Below are 22,748 nucleotides of genomic sequence, written 5' to 3'. Positions count from 1 at the left end.
GCCTTCCACGCAGTTTGGCCCTGCGGTGGCGGCGCGGGCCGGCCACTACTTGGCGGTTCCGGTTCAGCGCTGCCAGAACCAATCTTTGCCGCGGGCCTGGCGTAGCGCCTCACGCTTGGTGTCCTTGGACAGCCGATCCAGGTAGAGGGTTCCGTCGAGGTGGTCGGTCTCGTGCTGCAGACACTGCGCCAGCACGTCTTTCCCTTCCACGACAACAGGTTCGTTGTCCACGTCGACGCCGCGCACCACCGCCCGCACCGCGCGGCTGACCGGGAAGCGCAGTTCCGGGACGGAAAGGCAACCTTCGTCGATGTCGTGCCGTGCCTCGGAAAGCTCGGCGATCTCCGGGTTGATCACATACCCGGTCAACCCCTCGACATCGTAACTGAACACCCGCAGGCTCACCCCGATCTGCGGCGCCGCCAACCCAGCACGGCCGCTCGGCTTCACCGAGTCCAGCAAATCCGTCACCAGCGACCGCAGCGCCTTATCGAACCGCGTCACCGGATCACACACCGTCGTCAGCACCGGATCGCCGAAGTACCGCAGCTCGCGCATCGCCATCGTGGTCGCCGTCCTTCCCGCAGACGGGAAAGTCTACGTGCCGTGATCATGCGCGCAGCCGCAGTCCCTTCGGTGTCGCACGGAAACCTGCGTCCCGCAGCACGTCGGCCAGTGCGGATGTCAAGGCGTGCTCCCCATCCGCCCGCTGCACGGCGAGTTGCCCCAGCCAGCCTTCCCGGACAGCACGCGAGAGTGCCTGCGCCGCGGAGCGCAGCATCGTGTCGTCCTCGGTGAACGACAGCAAGGATTTGCCGCCACGCTCGACATACAATGCCGGCACGCCGTCGACGAGAACCACGAGCGCCCCCGCCTTGCGCGCGGGACGGTGCTTCGTCTCGCCGACCGCCGCCGGCCACGACAACGCCGCCCCGTATGGCTGCGCGGGATCGGTGGCCGCGAGCACCACGGCATCCGACGGTCGGCGCCCGCTCGTGGTGTCCGACAGCGCACGCAGCCGGTCCACCGCACCGCGCGCGGCGAACTGTGCGGCGCCCAGGCCCTCGACGACGTACCCGCGGATGACCTGCCCGGAATCCTCCATCCCGCGAAGAACTTTGTAGATACCGGAAAAGCCACCGGTGACCCGCTCGGTCTCCAGCGCGCCGCGTGTCAGCACTCCGTGCCGTTCCAGGAAAGCCTCGGTACGCGCATAGGTCCGCCTGGTCGGGTCACTCTCCCGCAACGGGGTCAGCCCCCACCGCCCGGCGACCGTCGGGGGGCCGGTGCGTGACGGCATCGCGGGCCGCCCTGCCCGCATCCGGGCGTAGCGGCCGCGTGGTGGCGCCCGCCGTGGCTTGTGGGTGGCGCCCCGGCCCGACACCAGTGCCCGCAACGGACTCAGCGTGTCCCCCGTGACCTGGCCCGACCACACCAAATCCCACAGCGCCGCAACAACGTCCCCATCGTTCGGCGCCTTCTCGACCAGCAGGGTAACCCGGTCGACCAGCTGCCGGAAAAACAGCGCCCCACCGTCCAAAGAGGACAATATCGCTTCGTGTAACGGGCCGGCAGGCGGGTTTTCCTCGATTTCAGGCAGCAGTAGATCGGCCACATCGGACGGTGCGAGCGCCAGCCAGCCGTCCCCGCCGGCGAGAGCTCCGCACCCGGCCCAGGTGACCTCGCCCGCCGTGGTGAGTTCGTCCAGCAGTGCGGGGTAGTAGCCGGGGAGCCGGCTCGGCAGGATCAGGGACTCGACCGCGCTCGCCGGCAGCGGCGCACCGGCGAGCTGTTCGACCACCGCCAGCACATCGTCCGCGGTCGGCGCCGCACGCACGGGCGCTCGCCCGGGTGCGGGTGTCCCGCTGGACACTGTGTGCCACGACGGCAGGAACCGGCCCAGCGCCGCCGGTTCGACCGGTTCGACCTCCGCGCGCAACCGCGCCAGTGACGCCCGCCGGAGCCTGCGCAACACCGCCGCATCGCAGTACTCGACGCCGACCCCGTGGGAGTCCGGATGCCCGACGGGACTGAGCTCACCCCGCACCAGTCGCCCTTCGGCGGTGAGCCGGTCCAGGACGCCGGAGACCACCGCCGGGCCGAGCCCGAATCGCTCAGCCGCTTGACGCGCGGGAAACGGCCCATGCGTCCGTGCGTACCGGGCGAGCAGATCACCCAGCGGATCGGCGACCGGCTCGGTGAACGCCTCGGGCACCCCGATCGGTAGTGCCACGCCGAGCGCATCGCGGGCCCGGCCCGCGTCCTCGATCGGCAGATACCGCTCCTCGCCGCCGATGCGAACCAGGATCACCCGCCGCTGCCGCATGAGATCGGTCAGCCAGGACGACTCGATACCCCGGGCGGCGGCTTCGTCGAGCGAGAGATCCCCAAGGAACCGCAACAGATCCGCCGCGTCTTCCAGGTCGCGTGCGTGCCTGTCCGGCTCGAGCCGTTGCAGTGAGCGCTCGACCTCCGCGACCACCTCGGGGTCGAGCAGCTCGCGGATCGCTTCCGTGCCAAGGAGTTCGGCCAGCAGCGTCGAGTCCAGCGCCAGCGCCGCCGCCCGGCGTTCGGCCAGCGGCGCGTCCGCCTCGTACAGAAACATGCCGACATAGCCGAACATCAGGCTGCGGGCGAACGGCGATGCCGCCGGTGTCTCCACTTCGACCAGTCGAACCCGCCGGGCCCGGACATCGGTCATCAGCTCACGCAGCCCACCCACGTCGTACACGTCCTGTAGGCACTCGCGCATCGCTTCGAGTACCACCGGGAAACGTTCGTACTTCGCCGCCACCGCCAGCAGTTGCGACGCGCGTTGCCGCTGCTGCCACAGGGGCGTGCGCCGGCGCGGGTCGCGGCGCGGCAGCAATAGCGAACGGGCGGCACATTCGCGGAAGCGGGCGGCGAACAACGCCGAGCCACCGACCTCCGCAACGATGAGCTGCTCGACCTCCTCGGGGTCGATCAGCACGTCGTCCGCGCCGATCGTCACCTCGGCGCCATCCTCGTCGAGGGCGTCCGGCAGGCGCAGCACGATACCGTCGTCGGAGTGCATGACCTGAGCGTCGACCCCACGGTTTTCCCGCAGGCGTGCCGCGATCGCCAGCGCCCACGGCGCGTTCACCTGCGCGCCGAACGGGGAGTGCAGCACGACCCGCCAGTCACCCAGCTCGTCCCGGAACCGCTCGAGCAGGATTGTCCGGTCATTCGGCACATGCCGGGTCGCGGTGCGCTGTTCTTCCAGATAGGTCAGCAGATTGTCCCGGGCACGTTCGTCCAAGCCGGCGGATTCGGTGCGAGCACGGGCTTTTTCTTCGTCCGAAGTGGATAGTTCGCGGACGAATGCGCCGAGCGCGCGGCCCAGCTCGAGCGGACGCCCTGGTGCGTCGCCCTTCCAGAACGGCATCCGTGCCGGCTCGCCCGGCGCCGGCACCACGATCACGCGATCGTGCGTGATGTCCGTGATTCGCCACGACGAGGTTCCCAGCAGGATCGTGTCCCCGACCCTGGACTCGTACACCATCTCCTCGTCCAGCTCGCCGACTCGCGAGCCTGCCCCGTCCTCACTGCCCGGGGTCATCACCGTGAACAGGCCGCGGTCGGGAATCGTGCCACCGGAAGTGACCGCGAGCCGCTGCGCACCGGGTCTGCCGCGCAGCTGTCCGGTCACCCTGTCCCAGGTGATGCGTGGCCGCAGCTCGCCGAACTCCTCGCTGGGATAACGCCCGGCGAGCATGTCCAGCACGGCGAGCAGGGCGTCGTCGGGCAGGGCCGCGAACGGCGCCGCGCGGCGCACCGCGGCCCCGAGTTCCTCGACCGTCCAGGGTTCGACAGCGACCATCGACACGACATGTTGCGCCAGCACATCCAGCGGGTTCCGGGGGTATCGCACCGCTTCGATCGCACCACTGGTCATGCGCTCCGAGACCACCGCACACGACACCAGGTCGCCGCGGAACTTTGGGAACATCACCCCGGTGGACACCGCGCCGACGTGGTGCCCGGCGCGGCCGACGCGCTGCAGCCCCGACGCGACCGTCGGCGGCGCCTCGATCTGCACCACCAGATCGACCGCACCCATGTCGATGCCCAGCTCGAGCGAGGACGTCGCGACGACGCACGGCAACCGCCCCGACTTGAGCTCCTCTTCGACGTGCGTCCGCTGCTCGCGGGACATGGACCCGTGGTGTGCCCTGGCGATGGTCACCTCGGCGCCGGTGCTGAGCCCGGACTGCCCTATCGCCTCAGCAGGAAAGCGTTCGAGCTCTCGTTGGTCGCCCGCCAGTTCGTTCAACCGTGCGGTGAGCCGCTCGGTCAGCCGCCGCGAATTGGCGAACACGATGGTGGACCGATGTTCGCGGATCAGTTCGAGCACGCGCTCCTCGACCGCGGGCCAGATCGACGGCCGTCGCACCGCCGCACCCGCGATCTCCTCGTTCGTGCCGATACCGCCTTCCGACGGCAGCGGCAGCGACTCCAGCGGCGAGGACGGCGCATCCAGATTCGCCATGTCCTCGACCGGGACCTCCACGCGCACCTCGATCGTCTTGAGCGGTTTCGGCTGCACCACCCGGACCGGCCGCCCGCCGCCGAGGAACGCGCTCACCTCGTCCACCGGACGGACCGTCGCGGACAGACCGATCCGTTGTGCCGGGCGGGAAAGCAGCTCGTCCAGCCGTTCGAGTGACAACGCGAGATGGGCGCCGCGTTTGGTTCCGGCGACCGCGTGCACCTCGTCCACGATCACCGTCTCCACACCCCGTAGTGACTCACGCGCCGACGAGGTGAGGATGAGAAACAGCGACTCCGGCGTGGTGACCAGGATGTCCGGCGGGGTGCGGGTGAAGGACCGCCGGTCGGCCGCCGGCGTGTCCCCGGTGCGCATGCCGACGGTGATGTCGGGCGGCGCCTGCCCGAGCCGGTGCGCGGCCTGTGCCATACCGGCCAGCGGGGCACGCAGGTTCCGTTGCACGTCCACCGCAAGCGCTTTCAGCGGCGAGATGTACAGGACCCGGCAGCGTTTCGCCGGGGTCTGCGGTGGCGGCCCCACTGCGAGCCTGTCCAGCGCCCAGAGGAAGGCCGCGAGCGTCTTGCCGGACCCCGTCGGTGCGACGACCAGCGCGTGCTCACCTGCCTGCGCCGCCCGCCAGGCGCCGGTCTGCGCCTCGGTGGGCGCCGCGAAGGCCCCCGCGAACCAGTCCCTGGTCGCGGGGGAGAACTGCTCGAGCGCTTCGGTCACCTGTCCATCATGACCCGGCCCACCGACAGTTTTCCCGCACCGGGGCTCTCACCTGCGGTTACGTAGCTGCCAGAGCGCACGCAGGGCGACCACGAGTGCCGCGACCAGCACGGCGATCGAGGCCACGGTCAGCGCAATCGAGGGCATCCACTCACGTTAACCTCTCTTCGATGCGCATCACGGTTTTCCGAAGGCTGATGGCGGAGGAGTTCGGGCCCGGCAGGGCCGAGGTCCTGGCGAAAGACCACGTGTTCAGCGGGCTCGGCGGGCGGACCGTCGAGCAGGCGCTGGCCGAGGGGGTCCCGGCGAAGGAGATCTGGCGGGAGGTGTGCCTGGCGTTCGACGTGCCCGCCGAACGCCGGTGAGCCGCCTCGCGGGAAAAATCGCGCAGGGGGCGTGTCGCTCCTTGCGTCGAACAGGTGTTCGTCTATTGTGTTATCCACATCGGGGTCAGCTATCCACAGATCGATCGCCGCGATCAGGAATTGTCGGCCCCCGCCCGTAGTGTCGGGCCCAACAGCTCAAGACCCGAGACAAAGCCCCCACAGGCTTCCGACCGACGAGGTGGATTTCAATGCCCGCAGCAGCGCCCGACAAGGACAAGGCCCTCGAACTCGCGCTCGCCCAGATCGACAAGCAGTACGGCAAAGGCTCCCTGATGCGCCTTGGCGACAAGGGGCACGTGCCGATCGAGGTGATCCCCACCGGTGCCATCGCACTGGACGTCGCGCTCGGCATCGGCGGGCTGCCCCGCGGCCGCGTCGTCGAGGTCTACGGCCCGGAGTCCTCCGGTAAGACCACCGTGGCTCTGCACGCCGTGGCCAATGCACAGAAGGCCGGCGGCATCGCCGCGTTCATCGACGCGGAGCACGCGCTCGACCCGGAGTACGCCAAGGCGCTCGGCGTCGACACCGACGCTCTGCTGGTCTCCCAGCCCGACACCGGTGAGCAGGCGCTGGAGATCGCGGACATGCTGATCCGTTCCGGTGCGCTGGACATCCTGGTCATCGACTCGGTGGCGGCGCTCGTGCCCCGTGCTGAGATCGAGGGCGAGATGGGTGACTCGCACGTGGGTCTGCAGGCCCGGCTGATGAGCCAGGCGCTGCGGAAGATCACCGGTGCGCTGTCCAACTCCGGCACCACCGCGATCTTCATCAACCAGCTGCGCGAGAAGGTCGGCGTCATGTTCGGTTCGCCGGAGACCACGACCGGTGGCAAGGCGTTGAAGTTCTACGCTTCGGTGCGGCTGGACGTGCGCCGGATCGAGACGTTGAAGGACAGTGGCGAGGCCGTCGGCAACCGCACCCGCGTCAAGGTCGTGAAGAACAAGGTCGCCCCGCCGTTCAAGCAGGCCGAGTTCGACATCCTGTACGGCCAGGGTGTTTCCCGTGAGGGTTCGCTCATCGACATGGGTGTGGAGCAAGGGATCCTGCGCAAGTCCGGTGCCTGGTACACCTACGAGGGCGACCAGCTCGGCCAGGGCAAGGAGAACGCGCGGAAGTTCCTGCGGGACAACCCCGACATCGCGAACGAGATCGAGAAGCGGATCAAGGAAAAGCTCGGTATCGGCGCCCAGCTGGATGCTGAGGAAGCCGCGCCTGTCGAGTTCTAGGGGGGCGGCCCCGGACTCCCGGGGTGGTGGTGTCACGCGGCGCCGTGGGCTGAGGAGAAATTATGCCGAGGATCGATCCGGCGGAGCTGTCGCCGGATGAGGCGTGGAAGAAGGCGAAGGAGGTCTGCTTCGACCTCCTTGCCGTGCGCCCGCGGACCAAGGACGAGCTCCGGCAGACGTTGCGGCGCAAGGGTTTCGACGAGGAGTTGCGTGAGCGCCTGCTGGGCAAGCTGGACAGCTCCGGTCTGGTTGATGACGCCGCGTTCGCCGAGCAGTGGGTGCGCTCGCGGCATGCCTATCAGGGCTTGGCGCGGAGTGCACTCGTGGCCGAACTCAAACGCAAGGGCGTCGACGGGCAGGTCGCCGCGCAGGCCGCTGGGGAGATCGACAGGGAGTCCGAGGAGCAGCGGGCTCGCGAACTGGTCCGCAAACGCCTCCGCGCGATGACCACCCTCGATGAGCAGACCGCGATCCGGCGCCTCCTCGGCACCCTGGCCCGCAAGGGCTACCCGCAAGGCCTCGCCTACCAGGTGGTCCGTGACGAACTGAAAAACGCTGGTGCCGACTCGACCCCGTTGGACGACGCAATCCCTGACTGATGGGGGATACCGCCGTGACGGCGGAATCGTCGGGACTGGAGCCGCGTGGCATCGTCGGGCCGTGGGGGTGTCGAGGCTGAACCGACACCGTTGATGTTGGCTCGGCCTCGTTGATGAAACGATTTCCCAGCGATGCGGCTGCCTTGTCGCGTCCGTGGCTTATCGGGGCATAGGCGTAAGGCATCCGGGGCTGGCGGGAGTGCTGGCTCGCCCCTATCGGTCAAGACGATCGGCGATCGCGGCGACTGTTCCGCGCGTATCGCTGCCGGGTGGGCGGCCGCGCACCTAGCCGAGCAACGGGTGCTGGCCGCGCGGCGACACCGCCGTCGCGGAGCGGTCGCGCTCGCCCGGGAACTCGGTCTCAACCCGTCGACGGTCGGATGGATCCTGGCCCATCACGACGTGCCGCACCTGGCCGCGATCGACCCGATCACCGGCGAGCCGGTACGCGGTTCGCGGCGCAGCCCCAACCGCTTTGAACACCGAACACCCGGTTCAATGATCCACGTGGACGTGAAGAAACTGGGCCGGATTCCGGCCGGTGGCGACTACACGGGCGCGATGCGTTCGCCGCCCACAACATCCGCGTGCACCGCGTCCTGACCGACAACGCCCTCGGCTACCGGCGCGGCACCGACTGCGGTTGGGTCTGCACGGCCTGGGGCATCAAACGCCGCTTCACCAAACCCGGGTGCCCCTGGACCAGCACCACATCCCGCGATCGTGGCCTTGACACGGCCACTCCTCCCTCGGCAACCGACCACCAAACAGCCGGCTCGTCGCGGCCCACGACCAGCTTGAGTTTTAACCTGTTCGGCGTGGGCGGGGTGTGTTGGGCTTGTTCTTCGTCGTCGTTGCTGTGGTGGTGATGTGCATGTCGTGACGGGTGGCCGCCCCTGGGCTGGCGCGTGTTGGTTTCGGCGTTCGCGGGGAAGTCAGTGTTGGCGGGTAGGTGCCGAAATCTGCGACGGACCCGAGCGGGGGTGAGCCGGTCTGGCGGCGCGTTTTTTCCAGGGGCGCCCGTAAATCCGCGGCCAACCGGCGGGCCAGCCGGAGTGGGTGTAGGCAGCCAGAATCAGCCAACCCCACCGATCGGCCTGTCCGCGCGACGAGTCAAGAAGAATGATCAACGAACGGCTTCACCCGTGAGCAACTGGGGCCGGCCCCAGCACCCCAGACGTCAAAACTCAAGCTAGTCCGCCGCGACGGCGGCGCCGTCGGCACCCAGGCGTCGAGCATCCAGGGCCGGTTCGACAGGGCGCCGCACCCACCAGTCGCCCGTTGCGCGGCGCTCGGCTCGGGTGGTGAAGCGGTAGCGGAACAGTTGCGCCCGCACGAAGGTCGGGCGCTCGCCGTTGAACGGGTCGTGCCGCATCAGTTTCAGCATGGCATGGTCGGCGGTCAGCAGCTTCTCCGCGAGCCGCTCCAGCCAGGATTCCCCGTACCTGAACGAAAGGGGCACGAACCACAACATCCAGTCCAGCCGCAGATGATAGGGCGCCACCTGCCGTGGCCGCCGGTGTGGATTGCCGGGTTTGCCTTTGAATTCGTACTCACTCCACGCCGTCGCGGGGGTCAGCTCGACATCATCCGTGCCTTCGAAGACGATCTCGTGCCGGATCCTGCTGATGGAACCGAAAGCGCCGTAAGTGTTGACCAGATGCAGCCGGTCGAAGCTGTAGTTCATCAGTTGCCCGCGCGACACCAGGTTCCGCGCCGGACGGTAGCTCAGCGCCAGCACCAGCGCCGCCACTACGAGCACCACGATGCGGTACCACCGAGGCGGTTCCGTCAAATCCGGCCGGGAAAACGCCATGATGTGACTGTCCAAAGCAGACACGGCGATGGTGATGGTCAACAGGTTGAGCCACGAGAAGTTCCCGCTCACGATGAGCCACAGCTGGGTCACGATCATGATCGCCGCCGCGATGCCGGCGACGGGTTGCGGCGCGAACAGTGCGAACGGCACAACCAGCTGCGTGAAATGACTCGCCAGCACCTCCACCTTGTGCAGCGGTTTCGGCAGGTGATGGAAGTACCAGCTCAGCGGACCTGGCATTGGCTGCGTCTCATGGTGGTAGTACAAGCACGTCAGGTCCCGCCAGCACCGGTCGCCGCGCAGCTTGATCATGCCTGCGCCGAACTCCACCCGGAACAGCAGCCACAGCAACAACCACAGCACCGGCACCGGCGGCGCCATCCCGGCCGGGCCGAGGAAGATCGCGAGAAAACCGGTCTCCAGCAGCAACGACTCCCAGCCGAATGAGTACCAGATCTGCCCCACGTTCACGATCGACTGGTACAGCACCCACGGCAATGCCCACACCAGGAGCGAAACCCACACCGGCGCCGAGTCGGACACCCCGGCCACGAGAGCCGCCGACACCACCGCGCCCGCTCCGGCGACCACCGCGAAAAACCTGTCCGAGTAGTGCCACCGGAACACACTCGGCGCGCGACGAAACGGTACCCGCGCCACGAACTTCGGAATCGGCAACAATCCCCTCGTGCCGAGGAGCGCGCGGAACTGGTTGAGTGCCACCAGAAACGCGATCAGATAGACGGCCGCCAGCATCCGCTGGAAGACCAGTCTGGATGCCCAGTAATCAGGGTCGCTGAACCAATCCCATCCCACGGCGGTCTCCTCGAGGCGATGTCGCCCAAAGGATAGTGGCCCCGGCCGCCAAGGGCAGCACTCAACGAGCCAGCGTCGCGGCCTCCCGGGCCAGCGCGGTGACACGGTCAAAGTCCTTGGCCACCAACGCATCCTTCGGCGTCAGCCAGCTGCCGCCTACACAGCCCACAGTGGACAGTGCCAGGTACGACGGCGCGCTCTGCGCGCTGATCCCGCCGGTCGGGCAGAACCGCAACTGCGGCAACGGATCGGCGAGCGCCTTGAGATAGGCCAGCCCGCCGCTCGGCTCGGCCGGGAAGAACTTCAATGCGGTGAGGCCCTGCTCGGCCAGGCGCATTGCCTCCGACACCGTCCCCGCGCCGGGCAGGAACGGCAGACCCGAGCCGAACGCAGCCTCCAGCACGCGTTCCGTGCTGCCCGGCGTCACCAGGAACTTCGCCCCCGCGTCCGTCGCCTGCTTGGCCTGCTCCGGTGTGGTGACGGTACCGGCACCGAGCACGATCTCCGGAACCTCGGAGGCCACCCGCGCGATTGCGGCGAGCGCAACGGGGGTGCGCAGGGTCAGCTCGATCACCCGGATCCCGCCCGCTAGAAGAGCCTGCGCGACCGGCACCGCGTCCGCGACGTCATCCAGCACCACGACCGGCATCACCGGGGACAAGGCCAGCAGCTCGTGTCCGTTGATCACCGCAAACCTCCTCGCGCGTCCATTGTAGACGCCTGTAGCCTCGCTGGAACGCGAAGTGATCGGGCGTCATCGGACCGAAAACACCGGCGCCCTGGTCCGCGGGACCCACCGCGCGCCGCAGCGCGGTGAACAGCTCCCGTCCGGTTCCCGTCCACGAAGCCTCGTCCGGCGCCGAATCCCGGATCGGCCGTGACGCAAGCTCCCGCGCATCGACCAGAATATCGAGCTGGCCCGCCGCGGCATCGAGCACGATCTCGTCGCCGTCCTCGACCCGGCTCAGCGGGCCACTCGCCGCAGCTTCCGGGGTCAGCTGAATCGCCGACGGCACCTTCCCGGACGCGCCCGACATCCGGCCGTCCGTGATCAGCGCGACCCGGTGCCCGCGGTCCATCAGCGCGCCGAGCGCCGGCGTCAACCCGTGCAGCTCGGGCATCCCGTTCGCCCGCGGACCCTGGTTGCGGATCACGACGGCGACGTCACGGTCGAGCTCACCGGCCTGGAACGCCTCGGAAAACGCTTGCTGAGACGTGAAGACCCGCGCGGGTGCCCGTACGACCCGATGCTCTGGCGCCACCGCCGAAACTTTGATCACCGCACGGCCCAGGTTCCCCCTGAGCATCCGCAACCCGCCGTCCGCCGCGAACGGAGCCGAAACCGGGCGCAGCACCGCAGGGTCCAGGCTCTGCCTCGGAGCCTCGCGCCACGTCAGCTCGCCGTCGAGCAATACCGGTTCCGCGCGGTAGCGATGCAGCCCGACGCCCGCGACCGTGCGGACGTTCTCGTGCAGCAGCCCCGCGTCCAGCAACGTGCCGACCAGGAACGGCACCCCGCCTGCCGCGTGGAAGTGGTTGATGTCAGCCTTGCCGTTCGGGTACACGTTCGCCAGCAGCGGCACCGCCGACGACAGGTCCGCGAAATCGTCCCAGGTCAGCTCGATCCCCGCGGCGGCCGCGATCGCGACCAGATGCATGGTGTGGTTCGTCGATCCACCCGTGGCCAGCAGCGCGACCACGCCGTTGACCACCGAACGCTCGCTGACGACCTCCGCCAGCGGCGTGTATTCCTTGTGCGCCAACGCCACCATGCGCCGTCCGGCCTCTTCGGTCAGCGCCCGCCGCAGCGGCGTGCCCGGCGGTACGAAGCTCGCCCCGGGCAGGTGCAGGCCCATCACCTCGACGACGAGCTGGTTCGAGTTCGCGGTGCCGTAGAACGTGCAGGTCCCGGCGGAGTGATACGACGCGGATTCGGCTTCGAGCAGAGCCTCACGGGTGGTGCGACCTTCGGCGAACAGTTGCCGTACGCGCGCCTTTTCCTTGTTCGGCAAGCCCGAGGCCATCGGCCCTGCCGGCACCAGGATCGCCGGCAGGTGGCCGAAAGCGAGTGCGCCGATCAGCAGTCCGGGCACGATCTTGTCGCACACGCCGAGCAGCAGCGCACCGTCGAACATCTCGTGCGACAAGGCGATCCCGGTGGCCATCGCGATGACCTCGCGGCTGAACAGAGACAGCTCCATCCCGGAACGACCCTGCGTGATGCCGTCGCACATCGCGGGCACACCACCGGCGAACTGCGCGACACCACCGGCGGACCGCACCGCGTCCTTGATCCACTCCGGGTACTCGTGCAGCGGTTGGTGTGCCGAAAGCAGGTCGTTGTACGCCGAGACGATCGCGACCGCGGGTTTTCGCAGGCCACGGATCGCGAGCCGGTCGCTGCCGTGGCACGCGGCGAAGCCATGGGCGAGGTTGCTGCAGGCCATTCCCGCGCGCACCGGGCCTTCCGTGTGCGCCGCGGCGACTCGCTCCAGGTACGCGCGGCGCGTGGCGGCGCTGCGCTCGATGATGCGGTGGGTGACCTCTTCGACGCTCGGGTGCATGGGTGCAGATGACACGGCTACCGCCTCGGTTCAGGAGTGGGTTTCGACGGCCGCATTGACGTCGCGAAGGCGTGACAGTTGCCACACTAATCAGAGATCCGGTCGGATCAAAATCGATTAAGAGTATCGATCAAGGTGATGTCGATCACCACGACCCGTGGTCGTGTGCTACTTGTCACATTGCAACCATAGCGGCAGAGTTCTAGTGACGGCTCCGCCGCCGGAATGACTCGGAGGTAAGCGATGTCCACCACCGAAATTGCGGAACTTCGCCGGACGATCGGGCAGCTGCGGCAGTGCCTCGGCGCGCTGCGGTCCCGCTACGGTGACGCCGCTGCCGTGCGCCGGCTGGCCAACGACGTGGAGCGGCTCGACATCGACGCATGCGAGCTCGACAGCCCGATCCCGGCCCAGCCAAAACGGATCGACCCCGCGCAGGTGGTCAAGATCCCGGACGGCCCGTACGACCCCTCGCTATGGCACGGGGCCGACGATGAAGGCATCGGCGGCTACCACCGGTGAGCGCACCCGCTGACAGCGCGGTCAGCGGCGGCGTGCGGGCCCCGCGGCGGGCCCGCATCGCCGCGCGCACGCTGCGCACCGACCGTTGGTGGCTCTCGCCGCTGCTCACCACGCTGGGCCTGGCCACGTTCGTCATCTACGCGACGATCCGCGCCTTCGTGCGGACCGCCTACTGGGTGCCGGAATACCATTATCTGACGCCGTTCTATTCGCCGTGCGTCTCCACTTCCTGCCTGCCCGGTTCAAGTCATCTAGGACACTGGTTCGGCGATTTTCCCAGCTGGATCCCTTTGGGCGCGCTGGTTTTGCCGTTCCTGCTCGGTTTCCGGCTGACCTGTTACTACTACCGGAAAGCCTATTACCGTTCGGTGTATTTCTCCCCGCCCGCGTGCGCTGTCGCGGAACCGCACGGGAAATACACCGGGGAAACCCGGCTACCGCTGATCGTGCAGAACGTGCACCGCTATTTCTTCTACGTCGCGATGATCGTGTCGGTGCTCAACACCTACGACGCCGTGGTCGCCTTCCACGGCAGCGGTGGCGGTTTCGGTTTCGGGCTGGGCAACATCATCATCGTGGGGAACGTCGTGCTGCTGTGGGCGTACACGATTTCCTGCCATTCGTGCCGGCACATCGCCGGTGGCCGGCTTAAACACTTTTCCCGGCATCCGGTGCGGTACTGGATGTGGACGCAGGTTTCCAAGCTCAACACCCGGCACATGCAATTGGCCTGGACCACGCTCGGCACCCTCGTGCTCACCGACCTGTACGTGATGCTCGTTGCCAGCGGTGTCTTCGCCGATCCCCGTTTCGTGAACTGAAGGTGGCTCCATGACAGAGGTCGAACGGCTCGACTACGACGTGGTGGTGATCGGCGCCGGTGGTGCCGGTTTGCGAGCCGTCATCGAGGCCCGGCAACGTGGGCTGTCGGTCGCGGTGGTGTGCAAGTCCTTGTTCGGTAAGGCACATACCGTCATGGCGGAGGGCGGTTGCGCCGCCTCGATGGGAAACGCCAACGAACGCGACAACTGGCAGGTGCACTTCCGCGACACCATGCGCGGCGGCAAGTTCCTCAACAACTGGCGGATGGCCGAGCTGCACGCCAAAGAGGCGCCGGATCGCGTGTGGGAGCTGGAAACGTACGGCGCGCTCTTCGATCGCACCCCGGATGGGCGCATCAGCCAGCGCAATTTCGGCGGGCACACCTATCCGCGGCTGGCGCACGTCGGTGACCGCACCGGGCTCGAGCTGATCCGCACGATGCAGCAGAAAATCGTTTCGCTGCAACAGGAAGACAAGGAAAAGTTCGGGGATTACGAGGCCAAGCTCAAGGTCTTCGCCGAGTGCACCATCACCGAGCTGCTCACGGACGAGGGCCGGATCGCCGGCGCGTTCGGGTACTGGCGCGAGAGCGGGCGCTTCATCCTGTTCCAGGCGCCCGCGGTGGTGCTGGCCACCGGCGGGATCGGCAAGTCGTTCAAGGTCACCTCGAATTCCTGGGAGTACACCGGGGACGGGCACGCGCTCGCGCTGCGGGCGGGCGCGACGCTGATCAACATGGAGTTCGTCCAGTTCCACCCGACCGGCATGGTCTGGCCGCCGAGTGTGAAGGGCATCCTCGTCACCGAAGGTGTGCGTGGCGATGGCGGAGTGCTCAAGAACTCCGACGGCAAGCGGTTCATGTTCGAGTACGTGCCCGACGTGTTCAAGGGCCAGTACGCCGACAGCGAGGACGAGGCCGACCGCTGGTACACCGACCAGGAGAACAACCGGCGCACCCCGGACCTGTTGCCCCGTGACGAGGTCGCGCGCGCCATCAACTCGGAAGTCAAGGCGGGCCGCGGTTCCCCGCACGGCGGCGTGCTCCTCGACATCGCCAGCCGCCTCACGCCCGAGGAGATCAAGAAGCGGCTCCCCTCGATGTACCACCAGTTCAAGGAACTGGCCGATGTGGACATCACGGCCGAGCCGATGGAGGTCGGGCCCACCTGTCACTACGTCATGGGTGGTATCGAGGTCGATCCGGACACGGCGTCCTCGACGGTGCCGGGCCTGTTCGCGGCCGGTGAGTGCTCCGGCGGGATGCACGGTTCGAACCGGCTGGGCGGGAACTCGCTGTCGGATCTGCTGGTGTTCGGCCGCCGGGCCGGTCTGGGTGCGGCGTCCTATGTGGAATCTCTCGAGGCGAAGCCGCTGGTGTTGCAGTCCGATGTGGACAAAGCGGCACGTGCCGCGGTGGCGCCGTTCGACCCGCCGGCCCAAGGCGTCGAGGAGAACCCGTACACGCTGCACAACGAGCTGCAGCAGACGATGAACGACCTGGTCGGCATCATCCGCAAGGCCGAGGAGATCGAGCGGGCGCTGGTCAAGCTCGAAGAGCTCAAATCGCGCGTCGGTAATGTGCTGGTGGAAGGCCACCGCCAGTTCAACCCCGGCTGGCATCTCGCGCTGGACCTGCGAAATATGCTGCTGGTCAGCGAATGCGTGGCACGGGCGGCGTTGCAGCGCACGGAAAGCCGGGGTGGTCACACCCGAGACGACCATCCGCAGATGGATTCCTTGTGGCGCAACAGACTTCTCGTTTGCTCGGTATCCGGTGACGGGGTGGCCGTCACGCCGAAGGAGCAGGAACCGATGCGCGATGACCTGCTGCGGTTGTTCGAGCTCGACGAGCTGGAGAAGTACTACACCGAGCCGGAACTGGCCGATCATCCCGGGAGGAACGCATGACGTACAAGGCGAGCTTCCGGGTGTGGCGCGGTGATGCCGACGCCGGCGAGTTGCGTGACTTCACGGTCGAGGTGAACGACGGCGAGGTGGTGCTGGACATCATCCACCGGCTGCAGGCGACCCAGGCACCGGATCTGGCGGTGCGGTGGAACTGCAAGGCGGGCAAGTGCGGGTCGTGCTCGGCGGAGGTCAACGGGCGGCCGCGGCTGCTGTGCATGACCCGGATGTCGGTGTTCGACGAGGACGAGGTCATCACCGTGACCCCGATGCGCACGTTCCCGGTGATCCGTGACCTCGTGACCGATGTGTCGTTCAACTACACCAAGGCGCGCGAGATCCCGTCGTTCACGCCGCCGCCGGAGCTGAAGCCTGGCGAATACCGGATGAAGCAGGTTGACGTCGAGCGCTCGCAGGAATTCCGCAAGTGCATCGAATGCTTCCTGTGCCAGAACACCTGTCACGTCGTGCGGGACCACGAGGACAACAAGGAGCACTTCGCGGGACCGCGCTATCTCATGAGGATCGCCGAGTTGGAGATGCATCCGCTCGATGTGGCCGATCGCCGGGAGGCGGCGCAGGAAGAGCACGGTCTCGGCTACTGCAATATCACCAAGTGCTGCACCGAGGTCTGCCCGGAGGGCATCCACATCACCGACAACGCGCTGATCCCGATGAAGGAGCGCGTCGCGGACCGCAAGTACGACCCGATCGTCTGGCTCGGCACGAACCTGTTTCGCCGCAACAAGAAGTAGCTAGGTGGGCAGCTCGCCGAGCCAGGTCAGCAGATCGGTGGGGTTGTTGGTGACGCCGTCGGCGCCCAGCGTCTTCGCCTGCGACAGCCGGGCGGGAGTGACGTGTCCGGTGTAGAAGAACGCCGGACCGTCGTAGAGATGTTGGTCCCGCAGGTACCGCAGATCCGTGAAGCCCGCGTGGGAATCGTCGTAGCGCTGGATGTCCGAGATCAGCGCGTTCGGCCGCAACCGGGGGAGGAGTGCGATCGCCTCCTCGCGGTTGGTCGCCGTGTCGACTCGCGCGCCCCGCAACCGGAATTCCTCGATCAGGTGGCGGTTTCCGTCGGGCACGTCGTCGATCCACAGCACGCGCAGCCCCGCGAACGTGTCGGTCCGCCGCGATTGGTCGCCGAGCGGGAAGTCCGGATAGGAATCCTCGACGAGCGGCTGGGGCAGGCGCAGGGCGTTCGGCGGGATGCTGCGGAACAGGGCGACGAATTCCTTGTCCCTGGCGAGTTCCGGGAAGTTCACCGGAAGCTCTTTCGTCACTTCCTCGAGGGACTGGCTCACCTCCGCCTTGGACGCGTTCGCCGCGGGCGGCCGAACCCCGGTGGCGGTGAACAACCGTTCCCGTGCCACGGGATCCGGCTCGGCACCTTGCCGCACCGATTCGCGGAAGTCCTGGTAGTCAAGGAACCGGGTCGCCATGTCACCCTCGGATGTGTGGATGATCATCGTGTAGAACTCCGGATAGAAATGCCGGAGCAGGATGATCTTCACGAGGTTTTCCGCGCTCAGCTCGTCGCCGGTCCGGCCGAGGCGGTGCTCGACCACGAAACTGTTGATCAGTCGCTTGATCCGGCGCGGGTTGCGGTCCGTGCGCTCGATGAGCAGCGTCTTCATCGACTCGTCGAACAGGTGCGCCGTCCCGGACTGTCGTACATAACCATTTACCAGGTTCCGCACCAGCGCGGGGCTCGGCGCCGGGATCGGGTAGCTGACCTGGATGATCTTTTCCAGGTACCGCACGCCTTCACCGGCCCGGTCGTGGCCGACGGCCCGCCACAGCACGGCCTGATCGCACGCGAGTACGAACACGATGCCCGGCACGTCCAGGTACAGCTTGATCGTCTCGCACACCTCGAAGATCCGCTCGTCCGAGCAGCGGTCGAGATCATCGACGAACACGACCAGCAGCCGTTGCCCGGTGGCCTGCCCGCCCTTGGCCAGCCACGCCTTGGCCATGTCCCGGACGACGGCCTTGATCTCGTTGCGGGACTTCGCATTCACGGCCAGCGCCCGCCACATGGCGTCCACCACCTGGCCGATACCGAAGAAGCTCGACGCCAGGAGAGAAAGCGCTTTCGCCGCGCCGACAACATGCGTCTTGCGCAGCGTGCCGCGCACGACCCGGCGCAGCACGTTGCGATCGAAGCTGAGCAGTACCGACTTGATGAGCCCTTCGACGGCATCCGCGCGCTCGGACGTCCACGCGTTGAACCAGACCGTGCTGACCGCGTGATCTTTCGCCAGTGCGGCGTCGAGCCTGCGCAGCAGGCTGCTCTTGCCCATGCCCCAGCCCGCGTCGATCGCCACGGTGAACGGCGCCGCGCCACGGGAAGCGAGAATCAGCTCAGCGAGGTTCCCGGCGGTGACCGTCGACTCCAGCAGATCCTCGTTGCCGCCCTCGCCGACGGGCGAGTCGTTCAGCACGGCGAAGCCCGGCTTCGGCGTATCGGTGAGCGTGAAGCCGTCCTCGTCGAAACCCGTCACGCCAGGTGTTATACCGCAAACCCCGCGGCAGATCAGGCGTGCACAAGCGCGTCGACCGCGGCCGGTGCGAGCATCTCGTCCGCGACCAGCCCGGTGAGTCCGGCCAGGGTGGTGTTGACGCCGAGCCGGCACGCCTCCACGCTCACCCCCTCCAGCGCGCTGGTGTGCGCGTTCGCGAGCACCCCCTCGTGGAGGCCGTCGAGAAACGGCGGCAGCACCCCGATTGCGCCGCCGACCCGGAGGTACCGTGGGTTGACGATGGTGACGACGGTCGCGAGCACCGTGCCCACGAGCCGCCCCGCGGCCGCGGTCACCCGGACCGCTTCGGCATCACCGGACCGCACCCGGCGCACCACGCCCTCGGCCGTGCGCACCCCGGTCGGCCGCAGCTGCCGGATCACCGCCTGACCACTCGCGATCGCCGAGACACAGCCCCGCCGTCCACAATCACAACGCTGTTCGTGCCCCTCGATCCGGATGTGCCCTATCTCGCCCGCCGACGCCGTCTCGCCACGATGCGTTCGTCCGGAAATCACCAGCCCGGCGCCGATCCCGGTACCGACCTTCACGCCGACCAGCGCCGCGTCCGGGCGGCCGAGGTCGCAGTAGGCGCCGAAGGCCAGCGCGTTCGCGTCGTTTTCCAGGAACACCGGCACCGACAGGGCATCGGCGAACCGCTCGCGCAACGCCACGCCCGACCATTCCGGCATGGTCCGCGGTGCGATCGTGGTGCCTCCGGCGTGGTCGATCTGCCCTGGCACGCTCAACCCCACCGCGCACAGGCTGTCCCCGCGTTCGGTCCGGCGGAGCAGTTCACGCCCGGTGGTCAGCAGGTAGGACAGCGTTTCCCCGGGCAGGTGCCCGCCGGGTAGGGGCCGGTGAACCTGCCCGAACACGGTGCCCCGCAAATCGGTTACCGCGATGGTGGCGTGCCGTTGCCCGATATCGGCGACCAGCGCGGTGCGGCCCACGTCGTTGGCCGCGAGCATCTGTGCGGGCCTGCCGCCGCCGGACGCCCGCAACCCGGTCTGCCGGATCAGCTGAAACCGTTGCAGGACTTCGAGTCTTTCCACCATCGTCGGCCGCGACAGGCCGACGCGGTCCTGCAGCTCCTGGCGAGTGAGTGGACCCTCGGCGCGAAGCACGGCAAGGATGTGCCCAGCCGATGTGGGCGGGCCGACAGCACGTGGTGGCACGTTTGACAGTGCTCCCCGGGTAGACTTATGTTCAGGTTCCTGACAGAAGTCTAACCCGGCCCCGGGCTGGTGGTGGAGGCGAAAAAGTGACGGTCGACGTCACCAATGCGACCGACGGCCCCGCGGGTGGCAGACGCCGGGTCCGTTACCCGGAGCCGGCACTGGCGGCGAGGGCGGCCAGGGTGTTGCGGGACAACGACACAGGAGCCGTCATCACCGCGGCGCCGCGGCTGTATCCGCACATGTGGAGCTGGGACGCGGCTTTCATCTCGATCGGGCTCGCCCGTCTCGACGTGCAGCGCGCCATCGCGGAACTCGACACGTTGTTCGCCGCGCAGTGGCGCAACGGCATGGTGCCGCACATCGTGTTCACCGAGAACGACGCCTACTTTCCCGGCCCGGACCGCTGGGGCACCGACGAGGCGCTCGACGGCCCGCGGCATGTGCGCACGTCCGGCATCTGCCAGCCGCCGGTGCACGCGATCGCGGTGCGCCGGGTACTCGACATCGCCCGCCGCTCCGGGCCGGACGACCGGATCGACGCGGAACGGTTCGCGCGCCGCATCTGGCCCAAGCTTTATGCGTGGCACCGCTGGCTGGTCGAGTACCGCACGCCGGGCTCGAGCGGGCTCGTCGCCATCGTGCACGGGTGGGAGTCCGGAATGGACAATTCCCCGCGCTGGGACGTGCCCTACGACGGTGTCCACCCCGGTGCCGCGCTGCCCCCCTACGTGCGCAAGGACCTGCGGAACGTCGGTGACCCCGGCGAGCGGCCGACCGACCGCGAGTACGACCGGTACCTCTGGCTGATCGAGGAGATGCGCCGCGCCGGCTACGACCAGCGCAAGATCGTGGCGAACTCGAGCTTCCTGGTCGGAGACGTGTTCATCACCGCGCTGTTCGCGATGTCCTGTGACGTGCTGATCGAACTGGGTGAGGAGTTCGGGCAGGACACCGACGAGCTCCACGACCTTGCCGATTGGGCGGCCAAGGCCCGCGACGCCGTCGCGGCCAGCTGCCACTCGGTCTCGGGGATGGCGCGCGACCGTGACCTGCGCACCAACCGCTGGCTCGACACTCAGACCATCGCCGGATTCTCACCACTGCTGTGCGGTGGCGCCCCGGACGACGTGCAACTTCGCCTACTGTCGCTTTTGGACAGTGATCGTTGGAGCGGTCACCCGGACCTGCTCGCGCCGGTACCACCATCGGTTTCGCCGATGCGGCCGGGATTCAACCCGCGACAGTACTGGCGCGGTCCACAATGGCCGGTCATTGTCTGGCTGTTCACCTGGGCCTTCGAACGACGTGGCTGGCACGAGCGAGCGCGTCACCTGCGCGACGGCGGAATCCGGCTCACCGAAGACGGCTCGTTCGGCGAATACTTCCAGCCCTTCACCGGAGAACCGCTCGGCAGCACCGAGCAATCCTGGACCGCCGCCGTCGTCCTGGACTGGCTCTGCGAGGACTGACCACGAAAACGGCCGGCCTCGAACTGCGAGACCGGCCGTTTTTTCGCGCTGTTCTACAGGACCCCTGCCTCCAAGGGTTCGGCCTCGGCCGGTTTGGCGGCCACCGCCTTCTTGCTGCGGCGGTTGCGCTTTTCCAGATAAGTCGCGAGCGCCGTCAGCAGCAGGCACAACGCGATGTAGATCGCCGCGACCACGATCGTCGACGGCACGATCGGGCGGCCGAACGCGCCCTGCGAGCCGATGTAGCGCGCGTAGTACAGCAGCTCCGGGTAGGTGACCAGGAAGCCGAGCGCGGTGTCCTTCAACAGCACGACGAGCTGGCTGATGATCGTCGGCAGCATGGCCCGCACCGCCTGCGGGATCAGCACGAAGAACATCACCTGGGTTTTGCGCATGCCCAGCGCATACGCGGCTTCCCGCTGGCCCTTGGGCAGCGACTGGATTCCGGCGCGGAAGACCTCCGCCAGCACCGACCCGTTGTACAGCGTCAGCCCGAGCACCACCGCGAGGAACGGGGTCATCGGGATCCCCGCCGCGGGCAACCCGTAGTAGAACAGGAACATCAGGACCAGCAACGGGATCGCACGGAAGAACTCGACGATCGTCACCGAGATCCCGCGCACCCAGGCGTGATCGGAAAGCCGTCCCGCGGCGAAGATCGCACCGAAGATCAGCGCCAGCACAGCACCGAGGGCGAACGCCTTCAACGTCGCCAGCACAGCGTTCGCCAGGTCGGTCTGCACCTGGCTGTACTGGAGCCACTCCCACTTGCGGGCGCTGAACTGCCCGCTGTCGTAGAAGCGGTAGACGATGTACGCGAGGATGGCCACCACGACCACGACACCGAACGCGGCAAACCCGCGGTAACGAAGCCGGGCCCGTGGACCGGGAATATCGAAAAGGACGTTGCTCATCGGGCCACGCTCCACCGCTTCTCGAGGGTCCGCTGCACGAACGACAGGATGGCGACCAGGATGATGAAGCCGAGCGCCACCCACAGCAGACCGACCAGCTGGTTCTCACCGCGTTCCGACAGGTACTGCCGGACCGCACCGGCCTCGGCGACCGAGAATCCGGCGGCGATCGTGGTGTTCTTCAGCAAGGCGATCAGCATGCTCATCAGCGGCGGCACCACGGACCGGACCGCCTGTGGCAGCACGATCTGACCGAGCACCTGAGTGAAGGTGAGGCCCAGCGCACGGGCGGCCTCGGCCTGACCGACCGGCACCGTGTTGATCCCCGAGCGCACGACCTCACAGATGAACGCCGAGGTGTAGAGCGTCAGCGCCACGACCGCGGCGGTGAAGTAGCTGAGCTCGAGAATCTGCAGCAGCGGGTAGGCGAAGACGAGGAACACGAATACGAGCGTCAGCGGCGTGTTGCGCAGCAACGTCACGTACGTGGTGCCGACCGCGCGGAACACCGGCACCGGACTGACCCGCAGCATCGCCAGGAACGTGCCGAAAATCAGGCTCGCGACGGCCGAGAGCAGGAACAGTTCGATCGTGGTGAGAAAGAACGGACCGTACAGGTCCAGGTTGTCGAGGAGTACGTTCATGGAGCCTTCCCCGCGGTAGGGACTGTTTCAACGTGATGTGGGAGCGGTGCCAGTGGCGGTGCGACCGGATGGCGCGGCGCGGGAAAGGCATCGCGGACGGGAAAAGGGGGGCCGGTG

General features: G+C 67.6%; 18 protein-coding genes. 9 read left to right on the top strand and 9 right to left on the bottom strand.

Translation table 11 applies throughout. The features are described from left to right. Window positions 1–63: 63 nt before the first annotated feature. Both def and GKO32_RS06260 read right to left on the bottom strand, forming a co-directional pair. Window positions 64–564 (bottom strand): peptide deformylase, encoded by a 501-nt coding sequence (def, locus tag GKO32_RS06265; protein WP_154755816.1) that lies wholly within the window; start codon window positions 562–564, stop codon window positions 64–66. Window positions 565–610: 46 nt separating this feature from the next. Continuing rightward, window positions 611–5,239 (bottom strand): ATP-dependent helicase, encoded by a 4,629-nt coding sequence (locus tag GKO32_RS06260; RefSeq protein ID WP_312867568.1) that lies wholly within the window; start codon window positions 5,237–5,239, stop codon window positions 611–613. Between the two features lie 170 nt (window positions 5,240–5,409). Here GKO32_RS06260 and GKO32_RS06255 point away from each other — a divergent pair, with 170 nt between their 5' ends. The 4 genes from GKO32_RS06255 to GKO32_RS06240 all read left to right on the top strand — a co-directional run bounded on the left by GKO32_RS06255 (window position 5,410) and on the right by GKO32_RS06240 (window position 8,053). Further along, entirely contained in the window at window positions 5,410–5,604 is a 195-nt protein-coding gene (locus GKO32_RS06255; RefSeq protein ID WP_154755815.1) for a DUF3046 domain-containing protein, read from the top strand. A 209-nt stretch (window positions 5,605–5,813) separates the two neighbouring features. Beyond that, window positions 5,814–6,851 (top strand): recombinase RecA, encoded by a 1,038-nt coding sequence (recA, locus tag GKO32_RS06250; protein WP_154755814.1) that lies wholly within the window; start codon window positions 5,814–5,816, stop codon window positions 6,849–6,851. 71 nt (window positions 6,852–6,922) lie between these two features. Continuing rightward, the gene (locus tag GKO32_RS06245; protein WP_312867590.1) at window positions 6,923–7,450 is read left to right on the top strand and encodes a regulatory protein RecX; all 528 of its coding nucleotides are present in this window, start codon (window positions 6,923–6,925) and stop codon (window positions 7,448–7,450) included. Window positions 7,451–7,750: 300 nt separating this feature from the next. After that, entirely contained in the window at window positions 7,751–8,053 is a 303-nt protein-coding gene (locus GKO32_RS06240; protein ID WP_154755812.1) for a hypothetical protein, read from the top strand. A gap of 589 nt (window positions 8,054–8,642) precedes the next feature. Here the strand turns inward: GKO32_RS06240 and GKO32_RS06235 are convergent. The 3 genes from GKO32_RS06235 to edd form a co-directional block, all read right to left on the bottom strand. After that, the gene (locus tag GKO32_RS06235) at window positions 8,643–10,085 is read right to left on the bottom strand and encodes a lipase maturation factor family protein (RefSeq protein WP_312867567.1); all 1,443 of its coding nucleotides are present in this window, start codon (window positions 10,083–10,085) and stop codon (window positions 8,643–8,645) included. A gap of 61 nt (window positions 10,086–10,146) precedes the next feature. Next, the gene (gene eda, locus GKO32_RS06230) at window positions 10,147–10,734 is read right to left on the bottom strand and encodes a bifunctional 4-hydroxy-2-oxoglutarate aldolase/2-dehydro-3-deoxy-phosphogluconate aldolase (RefSeq protein ID WP_246243244.1); all 588 of its coding nucleotides are present in this window, start codon (window positions 10,732–10,734) and stop codon (window positions 10,147–10,149) included. Then, window positions 10,712–12,649 carry a phosphogluconate dehydratase gene (gene edd, locus GKO32_RS06225; protein ID WP_154755888.1) on the bottom strand — a complete coding sequence of 646 codons (1,938 nt, stop codon included), beginning with the start codon at window positions 12,647–12,649 and terminating at the stop codon, window positions 10,712–10,714. The genes eda and edd overlap by 23 nt, the downstream gene beginning before the upstream one ends. Window positions 12,650–12,892: 243 nt before the next feature. On the opposite strand from edd, the gene GKO32_RS06220 reads away from it, so the two are divergent. From GKO32_RS06220 to GKO32_RS06205, 4 genes are read left to right on the top strand one after another with little or no spacing between them, the layout of a single operon-like run. Next, window positions 12,893–13,171: an Rv0250c family protein gene (locus GKO32_RS06220; RefSeq protein ID WP_154755810.1), complete on the top strand. Its 279-nt coding sequence runs from the start codon at window positions 12,893–12,895 to the stop codon at window positions 13,169–13,171. Beyond that, complete coding sequence (gene sdhC / locus GKO32_RS06215; RefSeq protein ID WP_312867565.1) at window positions 13,168–13,992, top strand: succinate dehydrogenase subunit SdhC; 825 nt, start codon at window positions 13,168–13,170, stop codon at window positions 13,990–13,992. The genes GKO32_RS06220 and sdhC overlap by 4 nt, the downstream gene beginning before the upstream one ends. Window positions 13,993–14,002: 10 nt before the next feature. After that, window positions 14,003–15,901: a fumarate reductase/succinate dehydrogenase flavoprotein subunit gene (locus GKO32_RS06210; RefSeq protein ID WP_154755809.1), complete on the top strand. Its 1,899-nt coding sequence runs from the start codon at window positions 14,003–14,005 to the stop codon at window positions 15,899–15,901. After that, entirely contained in the window at window positions 15,898–16,653 is a 756-nt protein-coding gene (locus GKO32_RS06205; protein ID WP_154755808.1) for a succinate dehydrogenase/fumarate reductase iron-sulfur subunit, read from the top strand. Before GKO32_RS06210 ends, GKO32_RS06205 begins: the two co-directional genes overlap by 4 nt. Here GKO32_RS06205 and GKO32_RS06200 read toward each other — a convergent pair whose 3' ends face one another. Together GKO32_RS06200 and GKO32_RS06195 are read right to left on the bottom strand one after the other, a co-directional pair. Beyond that, complete coding sequence (locus GKO32_RS06200) at window positions 16,654–18,405, bottom strand: P-loop NTPase fold protein (RefSeq protein WP_312867564.1); 1,752 nt, start codon at window positions 18,403–18,405, stop codon at window positions 16,654–16,656. Between the two features lie 32 nt (window positions 18,406–18,437). After that, on the bottom strand, window positions 18,438–19,601 hold the full coding sequence (locus GKO32_RS06195; protein WP_312867563.1) for an ROK family transcriptional regulator: 1,164 nt from the start codon (window positions 19,599–19,601) through the stop codon (window positions 18,438–18,440). An 86-nt stretch (window positions 19,602–19,687) separates the two neighbouring features. Between GKO32_RS06195 and ggh the strand changes: the two genes are divergently transcribed. Beyond that, a complete protein-coding gene (gene ggh, locus GKO32_RS06190) occupies window positions 19,688–21,073 on the top strand; it encodes a glucosylglycerate hydrolase (protein WP_312867562.1) in 1,386 nt (461 codons plus the stop codon). Window positions 21,074–21,126: 53 nt separating this feature from the next. Here ggh and GKO32_RS06185 read toward each other — a convergent pair whose 3' ends face one another. Both GKO32_RS06185 and GKO32_RS06180 read right to left on the bottom strand, forming a co-directional pair. Beyond that, the gene (locus tag GKO32_RS06185) at window positions 21,127–21,987 is read right to left on the bottom strand and encodes an amino acid ABC transporter permease (RefSeq protein ID WP_154755806.1); all 861 of its coding nucleotides are present in this window, start codon (window positions 21,985–21,987) and stop codon (window positions 21,127–21,129) included. Beyond that, complete coding sequence (locus GKO32_RS06180) at window positions 21,984–22,631, bottom strand: amino acid ABC transporter permease (protein ID WP_154755805.1); 648 nt, start codon at window positions 22,629–22,631, stop codon at window positions 21,984–21,986. Before GKO32_RS06180 ends, GKO32_RS06185 begins: the two co-directional genes overlap by 4 nt. Between the last annotated feature and the right edge of the window lie 117 nt (window positions 22,632–22,748).

The sequence above is a fragment of the Amycolatopsis pithecellobii genome (assembly GCF_009707865.1).
Classification (GTDB): Bacteria; Actinomycetota; Actinomycetes; order Mycobacteriales; family Pseudonocardiaceae; genus Amycolatopsis_E; species Amycolatopsis_E pithecellobii.
This window is presented reverse-complemented; position numbering and strand designations above follow the sequence as displayed.